Here is a 20,439-nt window from a genome sequence, read left to right as displayed (position 1 = left end):
TCGTGGGTCGAATTCCACTCCCTCGATTGTCATCGCGACTGGCGGAAGTGGCGGCTGGTGATCGGACGAGCTAATTTTCTGACGCGGGATCACTGGTCTTTCCTTTCTTCTGCGAAGCGGATGTCGAGATCGTCATGCATGACGCGGAGGACCTCGTTGGACCTGCGTGCAACGGTTCGACGAAGGTAGGAGCGCGCCGATTTCTCATTTCGCCAGCCCATGATCTTGGTACGCCATTTCACCTCGTCCTCTTGGGACACGCCATGGCTGTCCATGTACTCGGAGAACGTGTCGTTCCATGAGTGCCGGAGGATATGAGGGGAGACGTCGTCCGGCAGACCGGGAACGCGCTTCCGAAGAGCCTCGAATATCTTGTTGATGTTCGACGGCGACATCGGTCTACCTGTCGGAATACTAAGGATTAGAAATTGCGCTTTCCCCTTGGCCGCCTGTGGTAGCTTCCTACGGTGATAAGCGATCCACTCGTAAACAAGCTGCGCCGTGCGTGGGCTTAACTCTAGCTTACGTGCCGCAGTCTTCGTCGCCACACCTGAGCCCAATCGCGTATCGTGGACATTGTCTGGACGACGGTGGATGGTAATGTAACCTCTCGGACCGGTCACATCGCAGTCGTTGAGCATTACACCCAGAAGCTCGCCGCGCCGGATGCCTAGTTCGATAAACAACCGAATTATCAAAAAATTTCGAAAGCGAACTTGTGGCTCAAAGGGGTTATCCGGGTGATCGGGATCGATAACCGCACGGAGCCGCACCAGCACATCCCGATCAAGTCCTTCCCGCTCGCCAACGTCGTCGCGGTTTGGTGCACGCAGGCCCCTGATAAGGGGTGCGAAATGTTTCAGGCACTCGTCCCGCATAGCTCGGTAGACCGCCCACTCATCCGGCCATGCTTGCAGCCGCGAAAGGTGGTCGGAACTGGTGAATTCGAGGAATGAACGGATAACACTCAGGCGGTTGCGCTTCTCGCCAGATTGTACGCCGCTCTTCGGTATGAGGCCGGACAACGTAGTAAAGTTTGACGACCGTCGCTCGAGCGCGGACATAAGATCATCAAGCTTCCAGCCGCATATATTCACAAGGTCGATGATTTCGGAGAGGTCGAAGAACGTTCCCCGCTGCAGGCGCTCTTCAATATCGGTTCCACGCAGAGTCGCCCAAAGGTAAAATACCATAAGGGAGCGGAGTTCATTGAAAAGTGTGTTGGGTTGCGTTCCAACCGCCCGTCGGTGGGCAGTGATCCAGAAACTCGGAGCGTCGATAGGTACGCCGGTAGACGCCCTGACAAGGAAGGGCATCCGCTCGCCGTTAGAGAAGCGGGACCAACGAACAATGAGTGGATTTTCGTTCTTCATCGATAGGTACGCTGGCCGCATACCGTTTAATGATGCTCAATATCCAGCTATGCTGAGTAAACATCAAACATCATTGAACGGTATGCGGCCGGCATACATATCAGCCAACCCGTGTATCCGTGAATTTCATGTTAGTCAACCGGGAACGACAGAAGCCGACCTTCTAAGTTTGCAAAACGGTAACTACCCACCTGACGAAAGACAGGCCAACCGATACGAGAAGGTGCAACTTTGATTCACGTAGCGTATTCAGACAGATCAGCTGTTTATTTTACAAAAAGCTGATCACTCTCTCCTAGAACGGGATATCGTCGTCCATGTCGCGCGAGAAGGACGGCGCGCTCTGCGGCGCGCGGCTGGGCTGCGGGGAGCGGCCGGCCCGATCGTTGCCGCCATAGCCGGAACCGCCGCCGAAGCCGGAATCCATATCGTCGTAGCCGCCGCCCTGGGACGCGCCGCGTCCGCCGCCTTCGCCGCGGCCATCCAGCATGGTCAAAGTCGAATTGAAGCCCTGCAGCACGACTTCGGTCGTGTAGCGATCATTGCCGGTCTGGTCCTGCCATTTGCGGGTCTGCAGCGCGCCCTCGATATAGAGCTTGGCGCCCTTCTTTACATATTGCTCGACCACTTTGCAGAGGCCCTCGTTGAAGACGACCACATTGTGCCATTCGGTCTTTTCCTTGCGCTCGCCGGAATTGCGGTCGCGCCAGCTTTCCGATGTGGCGATGCGAAGATTGGCGATCGGACGCCCGTCCTGAGTGCGGCGGATTTCGGGGTCCGCGCCGACATTGCCAACCAGAATGACCTTGTTTACACTGCCCGCCATCGCTAAATCCTATCCACAAAATCGGCAAACCGCCGTCCATCAACTGAGGGGCGAAGAATAACCCTTCAAGGGAACCGGCGCGCCCCTCCATGCGTCCAATCCACAGAAAATCCGGGGCTTCCAATTGTTCGCATTTTGTTCTAGTCGTTTTTCGTGCGGCAGTCAACAGAATCGACTTTGTGGAAAATCGGGGTTTTGCCTGATGGCGGCGACCTCCGCGCGCGGCATGGGCGTATAAGGGCGAAAGAACAGGCGAGACACAGGCATCATGAGCGAACTCAAGACCATTTCCATCCGCGGCGCGCGTGAACACAACCTCAAGGGGTCGATCTCGACCTGCCGCGCAATTCGCTGATCGTGATGACCGGCCTGTCGGGATCGGGCAAATCCTCCCTCGCCTTCGACACGATCTATGCCGAGGGGCAGCGTCGTTATGTCGAGAGCCTGTCGGCCTATGCCCGGCAGTTCCTGGAAATGATGCAGAAGCCCGATGTCGATCTCATCGAGGGCCTGTCGCCGGCCATTTCGATCGAGCAGAAGACCACCTCGCGCAATCCGCGCTCGACCGTCGGCACCGTCACCGAAATCTACGACTATATGCGCCTGCTCTTCGCCCGCGTCGGCGTGCCCTATTCGCCGGCCACCGGCCTGCCGATCGAAAGCCAGACGGTCAGCCAGATGGTCGATCGCATTCTCGATTATCCCGAGGGCTCCCGGCTTTATATCCTCGCGCCGCTGGTTCGCGGCCGCAAGGGCGAATACAAGAAGGAACTGGCGGAGCTCATGAAGAAGGGCTTCCAGCGCGTCAAGATCGACGGGCAGTTCTATGAAATCGCCGAGGCGCCGACGCTCGACAAGAAGTACAAGCACGACATCGACGTGGTGGTCGACCGCATCGTCGTGCGCCCCGATATCGCCTCGCGTCTCGCCGACAGTCTCGAAACCTGCCTCAGGCTCGCCGACGGGCTGGCGATCGCCGAATTCGCCGACAAGCCTTTGCCGAAGGAAGACACCGCCGAGGGCGGCTCGGCCAACAAGTCGCTCAACGAAACGCATGAACGGGTGATGTTCTCGGAGAAATTCGCCTGCCCGGTCTCCGGCTTCACCATTCCCGAAGTCGAACCGCGGCTGTTTTCCTTCAATAATCCCTTCGGCGCCTGCCCCTCCTGCGACGGTCTCGGCACCCAGCAGAAGATCGATCCGGACCTGATCGTGCCCGAGACGGAGCGGACGCTGCGCGACGGCGCGGTGGCGCCCTGGGCCAAGTCGACCTCTCCTTACTACAACCAGACGCTCGAGGGCCTCGGCAAGGCCTATGGCTTCAAGCTCTCGGCGCGTTGGAGCGAATTGTCCACCGAGGCGCAGACCGCCATTCTCAATGGCACCGGCGATCGCGAGGTGACGTTCAACTATGCCGACGGCGCGCGCAGCTATCAGACGACGAAAACCTTCGAAGGCATCATCCCCAATCTCGAACGCCGCTGGAAAGAAACGGACTCCGCTTGGTCGCGCGAAGAGATCGAGCGTTATATGAGCCAGGCCCCCTGCCCGGCCTGCAAAGGCTTCCGCCTGAAGCCGGAAGCGCTGGCGGTGAAGCTCGACGGCAAGCATATCGGCCTGGTGTCGAATATGTCGATCCGGGCGGCGAACGACTGGTTCTTGGGCCTGCCGGACAAGCTCAACGCCAAGCAGAACGAAATCGCCACCCGCATCCTCAAGGAAATCCGCGACCGCCTGAAATTCCTCAACGATGTCGGCTTGGATTATCTGACGCTGGCGCGCAATTCCGGCACGCTGTCGGGCGGCGAAAGCCAGCGTATCCGGCTGGCCTCGCAGATCGGTTCCGGTCTCACGGGCGTTCTCTATGTGCTCGACGAACCCTCGATCGGCCTGCACCAGCGCGACAACGCCCGCCTTTTGGACACGCTCAAGCATCTGCGCGACATCGGCAATACCGTCATCGTGGTCGAGCATGACGAGGACGCGATCCTGACCGCCGACCATGTCGTCGATATCGGCCCGGCCGCCGGCGTGCATGGCGGCCGCGTCGTGGCCGAAGGCACCCCGGCGGAGGTCATGGCCAACCCCAATTCGCTGACCGGCAAATATCTCTCCGGCGAACTCTCGGTCGATGTTCCGCGCGAGCGACGCAAGCCCAAGAAGGGCAAGGAGATCAAGGTCGTCGGCGCCAAGGGCAACAATCTCAAGAATGTCACGGCGGCCATTCCGCTGGGCGTGTTCACTGCCGTGACGGGCGTGTCGGGCGGCGGCAAGTCGACCTTCCTGATCGAGACGCTCTATAAGGCGGCGGCGCGCCGGGTGATGGGCGCGCGCGAAAATCCGGCCGAGCATGAGCGCATCGACGGTTTCGAGCATATCGACAAGGTCATCGATATCGACCAATCGCCGATCGGCCGCACGCCGCGTTCGAACCCCGCCACCTATACCGGCGCCTTTACGCCGATCCGCGACTGGTTCGCCGGTCTGCCGGAAGCCAAGGCGTGCGGCTATCAGCCGGGGCGCTTCTCCTTCAACGTCAAGGGCGGCCGCTGCGAAGCCTGCCAGGGCGACGGCGTCATCAAGATCGAAATGCACTTCCTGCCGGATGTTTATGTCACCTGCGACGTCTGCCACGGCAAGCGCTACAATCGCGAGACGCTCGACGTCACCTTCAAGGGCAAGTCGATCTCCGACGTGCTGGACATGACGGTCGAGGAAGGCTGCGATTTCTTCGCCGCGGTTCCTGCCGTGCGCGACAAGTTGATCTCGCTGCGCGATGTCGGGCTGGGCTATATCAAGGTCGGCCAGCAGGCCAATACGCTGTCGGGTGGCGAGGCGCAGCGCGTCAAGCTCGCCAAGGAACTCTCCAAGCGCTCCACCGGCCGCACCCTCTACATTCTCGACGAGCCGACCACCGGCCTGCATTTCCACGATGTGGTCAAGCTCCTGGAAATGCTGCACGAACTGGTCAACCAAGGCAATTCCGTGGTGGTGATCGAGCACAATCTCGAAGTCATCAAGACCGCCGACTGGATCCTCGATTTCGGTCCCGAAGGCGGCGATGGCGGCGGCGAGGTGATCGCCCAGGGCGTCCCCGAGGACATCGTCAAGGTCGAGCGCTCCTATACCGGCCAGTTTCTCAAGGAACTGCTGGGGCGGCGTCCGCAGAAGCGGCAGGCGGCGGAGTAGCGGACGCCTCGCCCGCGTCCCCCTTGGTTCAAGCATACGCACCGTCATAAAACTGTCATAAACGCCGCTTGCGAGACAGTGACGCCGCGATTGGGATTGAACGGACGATAGAAAGGCCCGATACAGGTCGACGTGATATTTTTCAAATTCACGTATCGATCCTTTCTGTTTTCCGGAGGCCTCGCCCTTGAGCGGTTCGGTGATCTTCATCAATCTGGCAGGCGCCGTCGCTTTGTTGCTCTGGGCCACGCGCATGGTGCGCACCGGCGTCGAGCGCGCTTATGGCGACATGCTGAGGGAAAAGCTGCGCTATGCGCTCGGCAACCGCGTCAATGCAGCGGCGGCCGGCTTCTTTCTGGCGATCGCGCTGCAGAGCTCGACGGCGGTGGCGCTGATCGTCTCGGGTTTTTCCGCGTCCGGCTTCGTTAGTTCGACCGTCGGCATTTCGGCGCTGCTCGGCGCGGATCTCGGCTCCGCCTTCGTCACCCGTATCCTTCGGCGGGATTTGTCGCTGCTCGTGCCGCTCTTGATGATCGCCGGCACCATCGCCTATCGCACGACGTCGCGACGGTGGCGGGAGATGGGCCGCATCCTGTTCGGCCTTGGTCTTCTGCTCTTGTCGCTCCGGCTGATCGGCGAAGCCTCCGCCCCGCTCAAGGAAAGCCATGTCCTGCCGATCATCATGGGCTATCTGCAGCAGGACTGGATCACCGCCTTCGCGCTCGCGGCGCTGATGGCCTGGCTGTTTCACAGCAGCGTCGCCTCGATCCTGCTGTTCGCCTCGCTGTCGAGCCATGGGCTGGTGCCGAATGAACTGATCATTCCCTTCGTGCTCGGCGTCAATTTCGGCGGCGCCGTCATCGGCGCGGTGCTGACCCGCGGCGAGGTGAAGGCCGCCCGCATAGCGCCCTTGGGCAATGTCGCCATTCGCGGTCTGGGCATGGTCGCAGGTCTCATTCTGCAATTGAGTTTTCAGTTCCGGCCGGAAATCTATTTCGAGACGACGGCGGACGCCGTGGTCTGGGTGCATGTCATCGCCAATGCGGCGGTGCTGTTGATCGGCCTGCCATTCGCCGGCTCATTAGCGGCGATGCTGGAAAACGCCCTCCCCTCGGACGTCAAGGAAGAAGATAATAGTGACGCGGCCCTGTTGACGGCGCTCGATCCCTCAGACATCTCCAATCCCCCGCGCGCCCTCGACAACGCCACGCGCGAAGTGGTGGGTATGTGCGACCGCATCGAAGTGATGCTGACGCGTGTCTTCGACGCCTTCCTTCGCCCCGACGCCCAGCAGATGACGCAGATCGAACGTCTCGACGACAGCGTCGACCGCTTCAACCGCAATATAAAACTTTATCTCGCCAAGATCTCCGGAAACGAATTGCCGGAGGACGCCGCGCGACGCCAGCAGGATCTGCTGGAAGCGACGATCAATCTCGAACAGGTCGGCGACATCATTTCGCAGAACATGCTGGCCAAGGCGCGCAAGAAGGATGCGCGCGGCGCGAATTTCTCCGAAGAAGGCCTGCATGAGCTGACCGCCATGCATCAGCGCGTGCTGCGCAACGCCCGCCTCGCCTTCAACCTGCTGGTCAATCGTGATCTCGAACATGCGCGTCAGCTGGTGAAAGAGAAGGAAGTGGTGCGCGACATGGTGCGGGTCAGCGAGGAAAATCACATCAAGCGCCTGGGCGAAAACCGCGCCAGCATCGATTCCTCCTCGATTCATATCGACACGATGCGCGATCTCAAGGAGATCAATTCGCTCTTGGTGTCGATCGCCTATCCGGTGCTGGCCCAGGCCGGCCAGTTGCGCACCAGCCGCCTGCTCTGATCGTCAGGCCGCCGTCGCGCGCGGCCGCAGCCAGGCGGGGTTGAAGACGTTCAGCGCCAGCCCCGCGACGATCAGCAGCGCGGCGATGATGCGGATCGGCCCGAAGGCCTCGCCGAGCACGACCGCCGCCGAACTCATGCCGAACACCGGCACCAGCAGCGAGAAGGGCGCGACCGTGGCGACGCCATAGCGGCGGATCATCGCGCCCCAGACGGCGAAGCCGAAGATCGTGGCGAGATAGGCGATATAGATCACCGCCCCTGCCCCCGACCAGGTCACATGCGTCAGCGCCTGATAGTCTCGCTCCCAGCCTTCGAAGGCGAGGGAAATCGCGAGCAGCGGAACCGGTGCGACGAGGCTCACCCAGACCATCAGCCTCAGCATGTCCACCGCGCCGGCCTTCTTCATCAACAGATTCGAGCAGGCCCAGGCGATGGCGGCGCCGATCGAGAGCGCCAAGCCCGTGGCGGTGAGATCGCCACTGACCGTCGAGGCGATCAGCGCGACGCCGGAGAACGCGACGACCATGCCGGCGATCTGGGTCGGACGCGGCCGATCGCCATGCACAAGAACCGCTAGAATAAGCGTGAAGAAGGCCTGGCTCTGCAGCACCAGAGAGGCGAGCCCCGCCGGCATGCCGACACTCATGCCGAGGAACAGCAGCGAGAACTTCACGACACCCAGCACCAGGCCGATGCCGATAATGATCCGCCAGGGCACATCCGGCTTGGGCAGGATCAGCGCGAGCGGAATGGCGGCGAACAGAAAGCGCAGCGCCGAGAAGAAGATCGGCGGAAAATTGTCGATCCCCAGACGGATGACCACGAAATTGAAGCCCCAGACGGCGGCGACGAGAACCAGCAGGAGTATGTGAACGGGCTTCATGACGGGCTCCTTTTTCTCCGCCATACCCCCGATCGGCGACAAGGACAAAGCCAAGTTTGTCGGATCAGACATCAATGAAATTGATGAGTGTTTCGGCGGTCAGGCCCCTGCCCGCGCGGCTCCCCGCTTCGCCATGATGCCAGACCGCGGCGCAGGCCGCCTCGTAGACCGGCAGGCCACGGGCCAGAAGCGCGCCGCAGAGACCCGCCAGCACGTCGCCGGAGCCGGCGGTCGCGAGCCAGGGCGGCGCGTTGGTGTTGATCGCGGCGCGTCCGTCGGGGCTGGCGATCACCGTGTCTGCGCCTTTCAGGATCACGGCGGCATTGGCGCGCGCGGCGGCGGCAAGCGCCCGATCGACTTTGGAGAGAGCCTCATCCGATGCGAGATCAGGAAAGAGCCGGGCGAATTCGCCATCATGCGGCGTGAGCACGAGGCGCGGTTCCCCTGCGAAAGCTGAAAAGAGCGCGTCGGGGTCTTCGCGGAAGCTGGTGATGGCGTCGGCGTCCAGCACGACGCGGCGATCCTTCACCATGCGGGCGAAATCCCGCGCCTGTTCGCCGACGCCGAAGCCCGGCCCCAGCACGAAGGCGTTCAGCCTGGCGTCATCGAGAATGGCTTCGAGATCCCCAACATTGTCCGCCGTCTTCAGCATCACGGCGGTCAGTTGCGCGGCGTGGACGGAAGCGGCCTCGGCTGGGCTGATCACGGTCACGAGCCCTGCGCCGCCGCGCAGGCCGGCGAACGCCGACAAGCGGGCCGCTCCGGTCTGCATCGCGCCGCCCGAGAAGACGGCCAGCGAGCCATGGCTGTATTTGTGTCCAGCGGAGGACTTGTCGGCGAGGAGGTCGGTCCAGAGATCCGGCGCATTGAGGCGTACGGGTCCCGCATGCTGCTCCAGGAAACGCTGGGGCACGCCGATATCGGCAATCTCGATCTCGCCGCACAACGCCCGGCCCGGCAGCAGGATCTGCCCCGGCTTGGCCGCGACGAAGGTGACGGTCGCCTCAGCCGCAAACGCGCCGCCGCGCGCCCGGCCGGAATGTCCGCACAGGCCCGAAGGGATATCGACGGCGAGAACCGGAACCCGCGCCGCCTTCACGGTCTCGACGACCGTAATGACATCCGGCGAGAGATCCCGCGAGAGACCCGCGCCGAACAGCGCGTCGATCACCACATCGCCCGTAGCGGGCTCATAGGCGGACAAAGGCTGCGTCGCGCAGGCCGCGTCGGCGCAGGCGCGTTTGGCGTCTTCGGTCGAAGGCGGCGCCAGAGCAAAGACGGCGATCTCCGCGCCCGCCTCCGCCAGAGCCGAGGCCGCGAGATAGCCGTCGCCGCCATTGTTGCCCGGGCCGCACAGGACCGCGAAACGGCGTGAGCCGGGATAGCGCCGGAGCGCGGCGGCCGCGACCGCCCGCCCCGCCCGGAGCATCAGCGCATAGCTGGAGATGCCCGAGGCGATGCAGGCGGCGTCGATCGCCGCTACAGCCTGTGGTTCAATTAGCATATTACCGATATTGCTCATAGTTTGAGCAGCCTAAACAGATTGGGGCGGACGAGGCGTCGCGATTCTCACCGCCGCCGTTTCACCACATCCAAAATAAGATGAAATAATAATCATTTGCATAGATTTTCACCCTGGGCTCGGCGCGATGGCCATCCCTTGTTGACCTGGTATGAGACATACCGTCCCGTTCCGGCAGGAAAATGGGAGTTGTGCGTATTTTTCTCTTTTTTTGGCCGATTTTGCGCATGATCGCGACTGCCTTGCAGAATTTCAAGCGGAATTCGCGCTTGTTGTATAGATCTGGCACGCGATGTGCATTCATCGAGGCGAGCGGGAACAACTCGCTTTTAACGGGAGAAGCGGAGAGACATTTTCTCATGAAAAAGATCGAAGCGATCATCAAGCCGTTCAAGCTTGATGAAGTGAAGGAAGCCCTTCAGGAAGTTGGACTGCAAGGCATCACGGTGACCGAAGCCAAGGGTTTCGGCCGTCAAAAGGGCCATACCGAACTCTATCGAGGCGCGGAATACGTGGTCGATTTCCTTCCGAAGGTGAAGGTGGAAGTCGTGCTGGCGGATGAGAATGTCGAACGCGTGATCGACGCGATCCGGAACGCCGCCCAGACGGGCCGCATCGGCGACGGCAAGATCTTTGTCTCGAATGTCGAGGAAGTCGTGCGCATCCGCACCGGCGAGACCGGCGTCGACGCGATCTGACGCCCAACAAGACAATGCCTGCCGGGCAACGGCAGGGAGGAAACATCGTCATAGCAAAGGAAAAACTTCGATGGCGACTGCTAAAGACATCATGAAGCAGATCAAGGACAACGACGTCAAATTCGTCGACCTCCGCTTCACCGATCCCAAGGGCAAGCTGCAGCATGTGACCATGGACATTTCGGCCGTGGACGAGGACATGTTCGCCGACGGCGTCATGTTCGACGGCTCCTCGATCGCCGGCTGGAAGGCCATCAACGAGTCCGACATGGTGCTGATGCCGGATCCGGCCACCGTGCACATGGACCCGTTCTTCGCCCAGTCCACCATGGTCATCCTTTGCGACATTCTCGACCCGATCTCGGGCGAAGCCTATAACCGCGATCCGCGCGGCACGGCCAAGAAGGCAGAAGCCTATCTCAAGGCCTCCGGCATCGGCGACACCGTGTTCGTCGGCCCGGAACCGGAATTCTTCGTGTTCGACGACGTCAAGTACAAGGCCGATCCCTACAACACCGGCTTCAAGCTCGATTCGTCGGAACTGCCGTCCAACGACGACACCGATTACGACTCCGGCAATCTCGGCCACCGTCCGCGCGTCAAGGGCGGCTATTTCCCGGTCCCGCCGATCGACAGCCTGCAGGACATGCGCTCCGAAATGCTGACCGTGCTGTCCGAAATGGGCGTCGTGGTCGAAAAGCAGCACCATGAAGTCGCCGCCGCCCAGCACGAACTCGGCGTCAAGTTCGACACGCTGGTGCGCAACGCCGACAAGATGCAGATCTATAAATATGTCGTGCATCAGGTCGCCAACGCTTACGGCAAGACGGCCACCTTCATGCCGAAGCCTGTTTTCGGCGACAACGGCTCGGGCATGCATGTGCACCAGTCGATCTGGAAGGACGGCAAGCCGACTTTCGCCGGCGACGAATATGCCGGTCTTTCGGAAAGCTGCCTCTATTACATCGGCGGCGTGATCAAGCACGCCAAGGCGATCAACGCCTTCACCAACCCGACCACCAATTCCTACAAGCGTCTGGTGCCTGGTTATGAAGCGCCGGTCCTGCTGGCCTACTCAGCCCGTAACCGTTCGGCCTCCTGCCGTATTCCGTTCGGCTCTTCGCCGAAGGCCAAGCGCGTCGAAGTCCGCTTCCCCGATCCGGCCCAGAACCCCTATCTCGGCTTTGCCGCCATGCTGATGGCCGGCCTCGACGGCATCAAGAACAAGATCCATCCCGGCAAGGCCATGGACAAGGATCTCTACGACCTGCCGCCGAAAGAACTGAAGAAGATCCCGACCGTTTGCGGCTCGCTCCGCGAAGCGCTGGAAAGCCTCGACAAGGACCGCAAGTTCCTCACTGTCGGCGGCGTGTTCGACGACGACCAGATCGACAGCTATATCGAGCTCAAGATGCAGGAAGTGATGCGCTTCGAAATGACGCCGCATCCGGTCGAATTCGACATGTACTATTCCTGCTGATCGGTTTTCAGCCACAACATATGAGAATGGCGGGGTTTTTCCCCGCCATTTGCGTTTCAGAAGTTAGATCTAGAAAACTCAGGACTTCGGATGCCGGTAGACCAGGCAGGGATCGCCATTTGGCGTCGGCGCTGTTGGGTCGAGAACCGCGCCCATGCGCTCCGCCAGCCGCCGCGAGGGATGGTTGTCCGGATCGATATAGGAGACGAGGCTGCTCACACCCGCCTCCCGGAAGGCGAAATCGCGCGCGGCCGCTGCCGCCTCCGTCGCATAGCCCTTGCCCTCGAAACCTTCGAATAGCAACCAACCGAGCTCCACTTCGGGATAATCGACCGGATGATGCACGGCGACTTCTCCGACCAGGTCGCCCGTCCCGGAAAGCTCCACCGCCCAGCCGCCGAACCCATGGACAGGCCAGTGGCCGATCACATTCATGAAGCCGTCCCATACCTGCCGGGGCCTGAGGCGACCGCCGATGAACTGCGCTCGATCGCCGCCATAGATGGTCAGGAGATGTTCGAAGTCTTCGATCCGGTAGGGCCGCAGAAGCAGACGGTTCGTCCGGATGAGCGGCGCTTCGAGACGCCTGGCGCTCGATGAAACATCACCAGTCACTGTTTCAGTCGTTCTTTCAACAGCTTGAGGTAATCGTCGTTTTCGCCGCTCTCGGCGTTCGCCGGCTCCGATTTCGCGCAAGTGGGCTTGTAATCCGCCGCGAGCCCCTCCTTGACGCAGACGCCGACCTTCCAGCCGGGCGGGATCGCGGTCAGGTCGACGCTCTTCCATTTCGGATGACCGCTTTCCTTGAGTTGCGCGAGATTGTTGACGATCAGGTTGGAGAAATCCGCCACCGCCTTGCAGCTGTCGCGATGATAGGCGTTGCGGGTCTTGTCGTAATCGAAGGTCATCAGCACCGCCTTGACCGAGACGACGTCCACCGCTTCCTTCTGGAACGGATAGGACTTGGCGTCGATCCTGGCCGGGATATAGGTCGCGAGCAGCGGCGCCTGGGTGATCGGCAGGAGGTGAAATTTAGCGCCGTCGATCTTGTCGCTGTCGAACAGCGCCGCCGGCGCGCCGGCGACATAGAAGAAGGCGTCGATCTTGCCCGCTTCGAGATCCTTCAGCGCCTGGTCCTGGTTGATCTCCACCTGCGTTGCGTCGATATCGAGAATGTCGAGGATCAGCGTCGCCGTCAGGAAGGTGCCGCTGTCGCGCACGCCGACCGCGACTTTCTTGTCGGCGAGATCCTCGATCGTCTTGATCTCGGTGCGGGCGAGCACATGCACTTCCTCGTTATAGAGCGGAAACATGATGCGCACGCCTTTGACCGCCTGCTGGATCTCGGGATCATTGGCCTCGAATGTCTTGAGATAATCGAGCACGTCGCTCTGCACGATGCCGAACTGGGTATTCTTGCGCTTGCGGACGCTGGAAAAATTCTCCAGCGACCCGGCGCTTTCCACCACGTTCAGCGTTTGTCCGCACGCCTTGCCGAGGGCGGCGATATCGCGACCGATCTTGATATAGGTGCCTTTCGGTCCACCGGTCATGATGTTCTTTTCGAGCTCCGCCGCGCCGGCGCGCGCGCCGAACAACAGGCAAGCCGACATCAACCCGGCGGAAAACCACGTCGCGATACCCATCTGTTCCCTCCTCGTCAGCATGCTCCGCGCAGATCGCGCAGCAAGTTGCGCAACGCCGCAGCCGGCACGCGCCCGTAAACCGATTTCAACGCATCCGTGACGCATTGTCCATCGCTCAATAGTTGGAGAAGCGTCTTCTGCTTGGCGGGCGACAGATTGTCGTAGCCCGGCATATCCTCGAGCGCGCTCTGCACGTCCTCGGGATTTCGCGGATTTGCGGGATTCTCCGGTTGCGGGTCGGGCTGGGTGTCGGGCTCTTCATGACGCGGTCGTCCGGGCTCGGCCTCCGCCAGTTGTTTCTCCAGCGCCGCGAGCTGTCTCGTCAACCTGACGATGTCGGTTTCGAAATCCTTTGCCCTCTCCTCGGCCCGCGCGCGATCCGCCGCCTCGCGTTTGACGCGATCGCGAAGCTCCGCTGCCTCGATTTTCAACGCTCTGAAATCACGCTGCAATTGCCCCGCGTCGCCCAGATTGGCCCGAGCTTCCCTCAGTTCCGCCGCCAGGACGTCGCGCTCGCGCGTGATGCGATCGAGTTCCGCCTGCGCATCTCCGCCATCGGCGAGCGCCGCGCGCAGATCCTTGATCGCGGCGTCTCGAGCAGCGACGGTTTTCTGAGCGATCGCAAGGTCGGCCTCCGCCTGATCGAGCGCCTTTTGCGCGGCCGCGAAATCCTTGGTCGCCTTGTCGGCGGCCTTGAGCCGGGCGCGAAGATCCTTGCTTTCCTTCGCCAGCGCTGCGTCGTCCTCCGAGCCCGCGCGCAATCGATCGTTCTCGCTCTGCAGGGATTTGATTTCCGCATCGAGATCGCCGAGTTCGGCCTCCAGCGATTTTTCGCGCGAGGCGGCCTTGTCCGCCTCGGCTCTCACGGAGTCCAGATCGGTCTGCAGATCGGAGATTGTCTGGTCGCGCGCTTCAACCGCCGCGCTTGTGTCGCCCTGGACATAGCGGGCGGCTCCATAGCCGCCGCCGGCGCCGATCACGAGCGCCAGAACTGCGGCGACCAGCGCGCCTGCCGAACGACCCGGATTTGGCCCGGTGGGACCGGCGTCCCTACCCCATTGATTGGCCATGAAAACTCCTTATGCGATGAAAGCCGCTTCATATGCCGCGGCCGGTTTGCAGACTGTTATGGCGTGGCCGACGCGACTTGAAAAGCCGCCTCGTCGGCACCAAATCATGGGATCATCAATCGAGGTGCGGATATGCGTGAAAGAGTGGCGAAATACCAGATCGGCCAGGTGGTCCGGCATCGGGTGTTTCCGTTCCGCGGCGTGGTCTTCGACGTCGATCCGGAATTCGCGAACACCGAAGAATGGTGGAATTCGATTCCGCCCGAAGTCAGACCGTCCAAAGACCAGCCGTTTTATCATTTGTATGCCGAGAATGCGGAATCTGCCTATGTCGCCTATGTCTCCGAGCAGAACCTCGTGCTCGATGAAAGCGGCGACCCCTTCCGGCATCCGGCGGTTCTGGCCAATTTCGACCCCGAAAGCCGTACGCAATACCGGCCGAAGGCGCTGCAAACCCATTGAACCTGCAACGCGGACAAAGCCTCGTTTCGGCTTGACCTTTGCCCGTGGCGCTGATTAATCGGCCCATGGGCGTGGGGCCTCCTGCGCAGACGAACTCTGTTTGGAAAGGCTGACCGCGCGATGACCGGGCTTCCCGTGCTTGACGATGCGTATATTCCCGAATTGCCGAATTATTACAAAGGCAAGGTGCGCGACAATTACGACCTGGCTGATGGCGCCAGGGTCATCATCGCCACCGACCGTCTGTCGGCCTTCGACCGTATCCTGACCGCCATTCCCTACAAGGGCCGGGTGCTGACCCAGACGGCGCGACACTGGTTCGAACTGACCGCCGACATCTGCCCAAATCACGTGATCTCCTACCCGCACCCGAATGTGGTGATCGGCAAGCGGCTGGACATCCTGCCGGTGGAGATCGTGGTGCGCGGCTATCTCGCCGGCACGACCTCGACCTCGATTCTCACCAAATACAAGGCCGGCGAACGGGTGATGTATGGCGTCACACTCCCCGACGGCATGCGCGACAATGAGAAGCTTCCCGAAGCCATCATCACGCCGACGACCAAAGCCTTCGACGGCGGACACGACGAGCCGCTTTCGGGCGCGGAGATCCTGTCTCAGAATCTCTTGACCGAAGAGCAGTGGAACACGGTGTCGTCCTATGCGCTCAAGCTCTTCGACCGCGGCCAGGAGCGGGCCGCGGCGCAGGGCCTCATCCTCGCCGACACCAAATACGAATTCGGCGTCGACGCCGAGGGCACGATCATCCTCGCCGATGAAATTCACACGCCGGATTCCTCGCGCTACTGGATCGCCGACAGTTATCAGGCGGCGCTCGACAGCGGCAAGCGCCCGGCGAGCTTCGACAAGGACTTCATCCGCGCCTGGGTGGCCGAGCGTTGCGACCCCTATAAAGACGAGATTCCCGCCATTCCTGCCGAACTGGTGGAGCAGGCGTCGAAGGTCTATATCGACGCCTTCGAGATGATCACCGGCAAGAGCTTCGATCGCGAGACGGGCGGCGTGACGCTCGGCGATATTCGCGAGAGCTTGAAGTCTCTGTTCTGAGGTTTACGCCGCAGTTGTCTGCGGCGTTGTCCGCTTACATCTCGGATCGTCACTCTCGGGCTTGTCCCGAGGGCCTGCCGACAGACGCGTTGCATTCGACGACGCCGCTGCAGTTGCTCGCCACAAGGGCGAGCATGACGATGGATGAGTCGGCGGCTGGGCCCTGAAGGCTTAAAACTCCACCTCGATCCGCATCCCGTCAAACGCCGGCTCGACATGATCGGGCGTCTCCCGCATCACCGTGTCGTAATCGAGCGGGATATGCATATGTGTGAGGATAGCCCTCTTCGGAGCGATCCGCTCGATCCAGGCAAGCGCCTGTTCGAGCGACAGATGGCTTGGATGGCGGCGATATTGCAGGCAGTCGATCACCAGCACGTCCAAGCCGACCAGTTTTTCCAGAGACTCCTCGGGAAAATCGCTGACATCGGTGCAATAGGCGACATCGCCGATGCGAAAGCCGAGGGAATGGGCGTCGCCATGCTGCTGGATCAGCGGCAGAAATGGAATCGCTCCGCCGGGCCCGGGAACCTCGAAAGTCTTGGCGATGTCGATCTCATGGCTGCGCGCGATCGGCGGGTAGGAACTGCCGGCAGGCGTCTCGAATATGTATCGAAAGCCCTCGATCACCCGCTCCATCGTCACCGGATCGGCCCAGACCGGCATGCGATGCTCGTTCTTGTAGACGAAGGACCTGACGTCGTCGATGCCGTGCAGATGGTCGGCATGGGCATGCGTCAGCACCACGGCGTGCAGATCCTCCGCGCCGACCGCCACCATCTGGCCGCGGAAATCGGGACCGGTGTCTATCACCACCGAGGTCGGTTTGCCGTCATCCGACCATTGCTCGACCAGCATGGCGGCGCGGGTGCGACGATTCCTGGGATTGTTGGGGTCGCAGGCGCCCCAGTCGCCAGTGATGCGCGGCACGCCGGGCGAGGAAGAACATCCGAGAATCGTAAAGCGCCGCTTCATGGGCCGTGTTTCTCCGTCAGGCGACGCGCGTCATCTTTGAAAAGCACCGGAAGGCGTTTTCGGTGGTGATTTCAGCTGCGGCCTCGACGCTGACGCCGATCGTCTGCGCCAGCACCTCGGCCGTATTGACCACATAAGACGGCTCGTTGCGTTTTCCTCGCCATGTCTTCGGCGCGAGATAGGGCGCGTCCGTTTCCACAAGCAGCCGGTCGCGCGGCACGGACGCCGCAATGTCGCGGATGTCCTGCGACTTCGGGAAGGTCAGTATGCCCGAGAAGGACACATAGCCGCCAAGCTCGACGCCGACGCGCGCAAGATCCGCGCCTGACGAGAAGCAATGGAGAAGGAAGGGAAACGCTCCGCCCCGCTCTGTCTCGTCCTTCAGGATCGCCGCCATGTCGTCATCGGCGGCGCGGGAATGGATGACGAGCGGCAGGCCGGTGATGCGGGCGGCGGCGATGTGCCGGCGCAGACCCGTGGCCTGCTGTTCCGGCGTCGCATAGTCGTAGAAATAGTCGAGGCCCGCCTCGCCGATCGCCACGCATTTCGGATGCTCCGACAGCGCGACTAGGTCGTCGGTCTGGATGTCGGGTTCTTCATGCGCGTGATTGGGATGCGTGCCGACCGAGCAGAACACCTGCGGATAGGTCTCGGCGATCGCCTTGATGCGCTCGAAGCGATGCACCAGCGTCGAGATGGTGATCATCTGGGCGACGCCGGCCGCCCGGGCGCGCGAGACGAGCTCGTCGCGCTCGGCGTCGAAATCTGGAAAGTCCAGATGGCAATGCGTGTCGATCAGCATTCCCGCCTCACGCTTTCGGCGGGAAGTATTTCGGGAACACGCCGGTCGGCGGCGCGATCGTCACGCCGCTCTTGACGCGGCCGTTTGCGCCCAGCGAGGCGAAGTCGCGGCTCGTGACCGACTCCCCGAAGAGATCCAGCAGCTTTTCGGCCGAGGCCGGCACATAGGGCTGCAACATCACGGCGATCTGGCGCACCACTTCGAGCGTCACATAGAGCACGGTCGACATGCGGGCGACATCGCCGGATTTCGCCAAGGCCCAGGGCGCCTGCGCCGCGAAATAGCTGTTGGCTTCCGAAGACAAGGCGAAGACCGCCGACATCGACTTGTGGATCTGCTGCGTCGCCATCTCCGCGCGGCAGATCTCGATCGCCTTGTCGGCCAGCGCGATCAGCGCCTCGTCCTCGGCCGTCAGCGGGCCGGGCTCCGGAATGACGCCTTCGAGATTCTTCGACACCATCGACAGCGAGCGCTGGGCGAGATTGCCGATATTGTCGGCGAGATCGGCATTGATGCGGTTGGCGATCGCCTCCTCGCTATAGGAGCCGTCCTGGCCGAAGGAGACTTCGCGCAGGAAGAAGTGGCGCACCTGGTCGCAGCCGAAATGCTCGACGAGATCGAAGGGATCGACGACATTGCCGACCGATTTCGACATCTTCTCGCCCTTGTTGAGCAGGAAGCCATGCGCATAGACGCGCTTCGGCAGCGCCACGCCCGCCGACATCAGGAAGGCCGGCCAGTAGACGGCGTGGAAGCGGATGATGTCCTTGCCGATGATATGGATCGCCGGCCAGAACTTCCAGCGCGCATTGTCCGTGTCCGGATAGCCTGCGGCGGTGATGTAGTTGGTCAGCGCGTCCACCCAGACATACATGACATGCTTGGGATCGCCCGGCACCGGAATGCCCCAATCGAAGGTAGTGCGCGACACCGACAGGTCCTTGAGACCTGATTTCACGAAGGACAGAACCTCGTTGCGGCGCTCGTCGGGACCGATGAAATCGGGCTGGGACTCGTACAGCGCGAGCAGCTTGTCCTGATAGGCCGAGAGGCGGAAGAAGTAGCTTTCCTCCTCCACCCATTCCACCGGCGTGCCTTGCGGCCCGTAGCGCACGCCGTCGGCGCGCAGCTCGGTTTCACCTTCCTGGTAGAAGGCCTCGTCGCGGACCGAATACCAGCCGGAATAGCTGTCCTTGTAGATGTCGCCGGCCTCGACCATCTTGGTCCAGATCGCCTGCACGGATTTGTAATGCCGCTCTTCCGTGGTGCGAATGAAATCGTCGTTGGAAGCGTTGAGCAGCCCGCCCATGCGGCGGAATTCGGCGGAGTTGCGGTCAGCCAGTTCGCGCGGCGTCAGCTCCTGGGCGCGCGCGGTCTGCTGCATCTTCTGGCCATGCTCGTCGGTGCCGGTCAGGAAGAACACCTCGCGCCCGTCGAGCCGCTGAAAGCGGGCCAAGGCGTCCGTGGCGATCAGCTCGTAAGCGTGGCCGATATGCGGCTTTCCATTCGGATAGGAGATCGCGGTGGTGATGTAGAAGGGCGAATTGTCAATCATTCGCGGTCATGCCTTGCTTGTCGTTTACGGTTGTTGCAGCGCTTCTAAGCCTTATTTCGCACGGCTGCAAACATGAATCGATTTCCCGGTCCAAAACAACGCGAAGCTTAGCGATGCGGGGATAGCGCGCGCCATTTGCTTGACTCGACCGGGATCGGCGACTAGTCGGATAAGTGTGGGGCCCCTGTTGTGAAACGGCAAGGCGAAAGGCGCGATGCATTGCGATCACCGCGCGCGAAAGGGATTGAGTTGGACTTCCTGCATAGTATTGATCCGCTGTATTCGATTTCCGGCCTGTTTGTCGGCATTCTCGTGGGGATTACCGGTGTCGGCGGCGGATCATTGATGACGCCGCTGCTCGTCGTGCTGTTCAACGTCCATCCCGCCACGGCTGTCGGCACCGATCTTCTCTATGCCGCGATCACCAAGAGCGCCGGCACGGTCGTGCACGGCGCCAACAAGACCATCAACTGGGCGATCGTCCGCGTTCTCGGCATGGGCAGCGTGCCCGCCGCCCTCGTGACGCTCTATCTTCTGTCCGGCATCGATCGCAAAAGCATCGGCGCTGTCTCCTTGATCACGTATTCGCTCGGCTGGATGCTGTTTCTCACGGCCTTCCTGCTGTTGTTCGCAATCAGATCGTGGCCCGGGTCACGGATTGGCGGCAGCATAAGCCGCCGGTCTCGCCGTCGATGGTGACGGCGCTGACATTCGTCCTCGGCGTCGTTCTCGGCACTTTGGTGACGTTGACGTCGGTCGGCGCCGGCGCTCTGGGCGTCACCGTGCTGCTGATGCTATATCCCCGCCTGCAGATCCGCGACATCGTCGGCTCGGATATCGTCCACGCCGTGCCGCTCACGCTGGTCGGCGGCATCGGCTACTGGATGATCGGCGAAATCGACTGGACGATGCTGATCTCGCTGCTGCTCGGCTCGATCCCCGGCATCATCATCGGCAGCCATATCGCGCCGCGCATGCCCGATAGACTGATCCGTCCGTTCCTGGCCGCCACGCTGGCGCTGGTGGGCCTCAAGTTGGTGATTTCCTGAGCGCT

At 61.6% G+C, this 20,439-nt stretch carries 15 protein-coding genes and 2 pseudogenes; 7 read left to right on the top strand and 10 right to left on the bottom strand.

The genetic code is table 11. The annotated features are described in order from the left end of the window. Positions 1 to 89: 89 nt before the first annotated feature. Both H2O14_RS01910 and H2O14_RS01905 read right to left on the bottom strand, forming a co-directional pair. Positions 90 to 1,373, bottom strand: coding sequence for a site-specific integrase (locus H2O14_RS01910; RefSeq protein WP_182826301.1), 1,284 nt, complete (start codon positions 1,371 to 1,373; stop codon positions 90 to 92). A 295-nt stretch (positions 1,374 to 1,668) separates the two neighbouring features. Beyond that, on the bottom strand, positions 1,669 to 2,199 hold the full coding sequence (locus tag H2O14_RS01905; protein ID WP_182826300.1) for a single-stranded DNA-binding protein: 531 nt from the start codon (positions 2,197 to 2,199) through the stop codon (positions 1,669 to 1,671). A gap of 268 nt (positions 2,200 to 2,467) precedes the next feature. Between H2O14_RS01905 and uvrA the strand changes: the two are divergent. Beyond that, positions 2,468 to 5,388: pseudogene (gene uvrA, locus H2O14_RS01900) on the top strand (excinuclease ABC subunit UvrA). Positions 5,389 to 5,575: 187 nt separating this feature from the next. Beyond that, positions 5,576 to 7,222 carry a Na/Pi cotransporter family protein gene (locus tag H2O14_RS01895; protein ID WP_182826299.1) on the top strand — a complete coding sequence of 549 codons (1,647 nt, stop codon included), beginning with the start codon at positions 5,576 to 5,578 and terminating at the stop codon, positions 7,220 to 7,222. A 3-nt stretch (positions 7,223 to 7,225) separates the two neighbouring features. Here the strand turns inward: H2O14_RS01895 and H2O14_RS01890 are convergent, their stop codons facing one another. Together H2O14_RS01890 and H2O14_RS01885 are read right to left on the bottom strand one after the other, a co-directional pair. Then, a complete protein-coding gene (locus tag H2O14_RS01890) occupies positions 7,226 to 8,107 on the bottom strand; it encodes an EamA family transporter (RefSeq protein WP_182826298.1) in 882 nt (293 codons plus the stop codon). A gap of 64 nt (positions 8,108 to 8,171) precedes the next feature. Then, positions 8,172 to 9,629, bottom strand: coding sequence for an NAD(P)H-hydrate dehydratase (locus H2O14_RS01885; protein ID WP_182826297.1), 1,458 nt, complete (start codon positions 9,627 to 9,629; stop codon positions 8,172 to 8,174). Between the two features lie 359 nt (positions 9,630 to 9,988). Between H2O14_RS01885 and H2O14_RS01880 the strand changes: the two genes are divergently transcribed. Together H2O14_RS01880 and glnA are read left to right on the top strand one after the other, a co-directional pair. Then, entirely contained in the window at positions 9,989 to 10,327 is a 339-nt protein-coding gene (locus H2O14_RS01880; protein WP_137153622.1) for a P-II family nitrogen regulator, read from the top strand. A gap of 70 nt (positions 10,328 to 10,397) precedes the next feature. Beyond that, a complete protein-coding gene (gene glnA, locus H2O14_RS01875) occupies positions 10,398 to 11,807 on the top strand; it encodes a type I glutamate--ammonia ligase (RefSeq protein WP_182826296.1) in 1,410 nt (469 codons plus the stop codon). 78 nt (positions 11,808 to 11,885) lie between these two features. Here glnA and H2O14_RS01870 read toward each other — a convergent pair whose 3' ends face one another. Genes H2O14_RS01870 through H2O14_RS01860 form a run of 3 tightly spaced genes read right to left on the bottom strand, consistent with a single transcriptional unit; the run spans position 11,886 to position 14,523 of the window. Further along, positions 11,886 to 12,422 carry a GNAT family N-acetyltransferase gene (locus H2O14_RS01870; RefSeq protein WP_182826295.1) on the bottom strand — a complete coding sequence of 179 codons (537 nt, stop codon included), beginning with the start codon at positions 12,420 to 12,422 and terminating at the stop codon, positions 11,886 to 11,888. Continuing rightward, positions 12,419 to 13,453 carry a TAXI family TRAP transporter solute-binding subunit gene (locus H2O14_RS01865; protein ID WP_182826294.1) on the bottom strand — a complete coding sequence of 345 codons (1,035 nt, stop codon included), beginning with the start codon at positions 13,451 to 13,453 and terminating at the stop codon, positions 12,419 to 12,421. Before H2O14_RS01865 ends, H2O14_RS01870 begins: the two co-directional genes overlap by 4 nt. A 14-nt stretch (positions 13,454 to 13,467) precedes the next feature. Further along, positions 13,468 to 14,523, bottom strand: a complete 1,056-nt coding sequence (locus tag H2O14_RS01860; protein ID WP_182826293.1) for a hypothetical protein — start codon at positions 14,521 to 14,523, stop codon at positions 13,468 to 13,470. Between the two features lie 132 nt (positions 14,524 to 14,655). Here H2O14_RS01860 and hspQ point away from each other — a divergent pair, with 132 nt between their 5' ends. Beyond that, complete coding sequence (gene hspQ, locus H2O14_RS01855; protein ID WP_182826292.1) at positions 14,656 to 14,985, top strand: heat shock protein HspQ; 330 nt, start codon at positions 14,656 to 14,658, stop codon at positions 14,983 to 14,985. Between the two features lie 120 nt (positions 14,986 to 15,105). Then, on the top strand, positions 15,106 to 16,053 hold the full coding sequence (locus H2O14_RS01850; RefSeq protein ID WP_182826291.1) for a phosphoribosylaminoimidazolesuccinocarboxamide synthase: 948 nt from the start codon (positions 15,106 to 15,108) through the stop codon (positions 16,051 to 16,053). A gap of 171 nt (positions 16,054 to 16,224) precedes the next feature. On the opposite strand, the gene H2O14_RS01845 is transcribed toward H2O14_RS01850, so the two are convergent. The 3 genes from H2O14_RS01845 to metG are packed head-to-tail and all read right to left on the bottom strand — an operon-like array spanning position 16,225 to position 19,385. Further along, positions 16,225 to 17,028 carry an MBL fold metallo-hydrolase gene (locus H2O14_RS01845; RefSeq protein ID WP_182826290.1) on the bottom strand — a complete coding sequence of 268 codons (804 nt, stop codon included), beginning with the start codon at positions 17,026 to 17,028 and terminating at the stop codon, positions 16,225 to 16,227. 16 nt (positions 17,029 to 17,044) lie between these two features. Beyond that, positions 17,045 to 17,830, bottom strand: coding sequence for a TatD family hydrolase (locus H2O14_RS01840; protein ID WP_182826289.1), 786 nt, complete (start codon positions 17,828 to 17,830; stop codon positions 17,045 to 17,047). Positions 17,831 to 17,837: 7 nt separating this feature from the next. Further along, on the bottom strand, positions 17,838 to 19,385 hold the full coding sequence (gene metG, locus H2O14_RS01835) for a methionine--tRNA ligase (RefSeq protein ID WP_182826288.1): 1,548 nt from the start codon (positions 19,383 to 19,385) through the stop codon (positions 17,838 to 17,840). Positions 19,386 to 19,634: 249 nt separating this feature from the next. Here metG and H2O14_RS01830 point away from each other — a divergent pair. After that, positions 19,635 to 20,434: pseudogene (locus tag H2O14_RS01830) on the top strand (sulfite exporter TauE/SafE family protein). Positions 20,435 to 20,439: the final 5 nt, after the last annotated feature.

Source organism: Rhizobium sp. G21 (assembly GCF_014158035.1).
GTDB lineage: Bacteria > Pseudomonadota > Alphaproteobacteria > Rhizobiales > Rhizobiaceae > Rhizobium_E.
This window is presented reverse-complemented; position numbering and strand designations above follow the sequence as displayed.

What these genes read in the sequence shown, in the direction of transcription:
- H2O14_RS01865 (WP_182826294.1), bottom strand. Translation starts at nt 13,453, where the DNA reads ATGGGTATCGCGACGTGGTTTTCCGCCGGGTTGATGTCGGCTTGCCTG.
- H2O14_RS01845 (WP_182826290.1), bottom strand. Translation starts at nt 17,028, where the DNA reads ATGAAGCGGCGCTTTACGATTCTCGGATGTTCTTCCTCGCCCGGCGTG.
- glnA (WP_182826296.1), top strand. Translation starts at nt 10,398, where the DNA reads ATGGCGACTGCTAAAGACATCATGAAGCAGATCAAGGACAACGACGTC.
- H2O14_RS01850 (WP_182826291.1), top strand. Translation starts at nt 15,106, where the DNA reads ATGACCGGGCTTCCCGTGCTTGACGATGCGTATATTCCCGAATTGCCG.
- H2O14_RS01860 (WP_182826293.1), bottom strand. Translation starts at nt 14,523, where the DNA reads ATGGCCAATCAATGGGGTAGGGACGCCGGTCCCACCGGGCCAAATCCG.
- H2O14_RS01910 (WP_182826301.1), bottom strand. Translation starts at nt 1,373, where the DNA reads ATGAAGAACGAAAATCCACTCATTGTTCGTTGGTCCCGCTTCTCTAAC.
- H2O14_RS01840 (WP_182826289.1), bottom strand. Translation starts at nt 17,830, where the DNA reads ATGCTGATCGACACGCATTGCCATCTGGACTTTCCAGATTTCGACGCC.
- hspQ (WP_182826292.1), top strand. Translation starts at nt 14,656, where the DNA reads ATGCGTGAAAGAGTGGCGAAATACCAGATCGGCCAGGTGGTCCGGCAT.
- H2O14_RS01885 (WP_182826297.1), bottom strand. Translation starts at nt 9,629, where the DNA reads ATGAGCAATATCGGTAATATGCTAATTGAACCACAGGCTGTAGCGGCG.
- H2O14_RS01890 (WP_182826298.1), bottom strand. Translation starts at nt 8,107, where the DNA reads ATGAAGCCCGTTCACATACTCCTGCTGGTTCTCGTCGCCGCCGTCTGG.
- H2O14_RS01880 (WP_137153622.1), top strand. Translation starts at nt 9,989, where the DNA reads ATGAAAAAGATCGAAGCGATCATCAAGCCGTTCAAGCTTGATGAAGTG.
- metG (WP_182826288.1), bottom strand. Translation starts at nt 19,385, where the DNA reads ATGATTGACAATTCGCCCTTCTACATCACCACCGCGATCTCCTATCCG.
- H2O14_RS01905 (WP_182826300.1), bottom strand. Translation starts at nt 2,199, where the DNA reads ATGGCGGGCAGTGTAAACAAGGTCATTCTGGTTGGCAATGTCGGCGCG.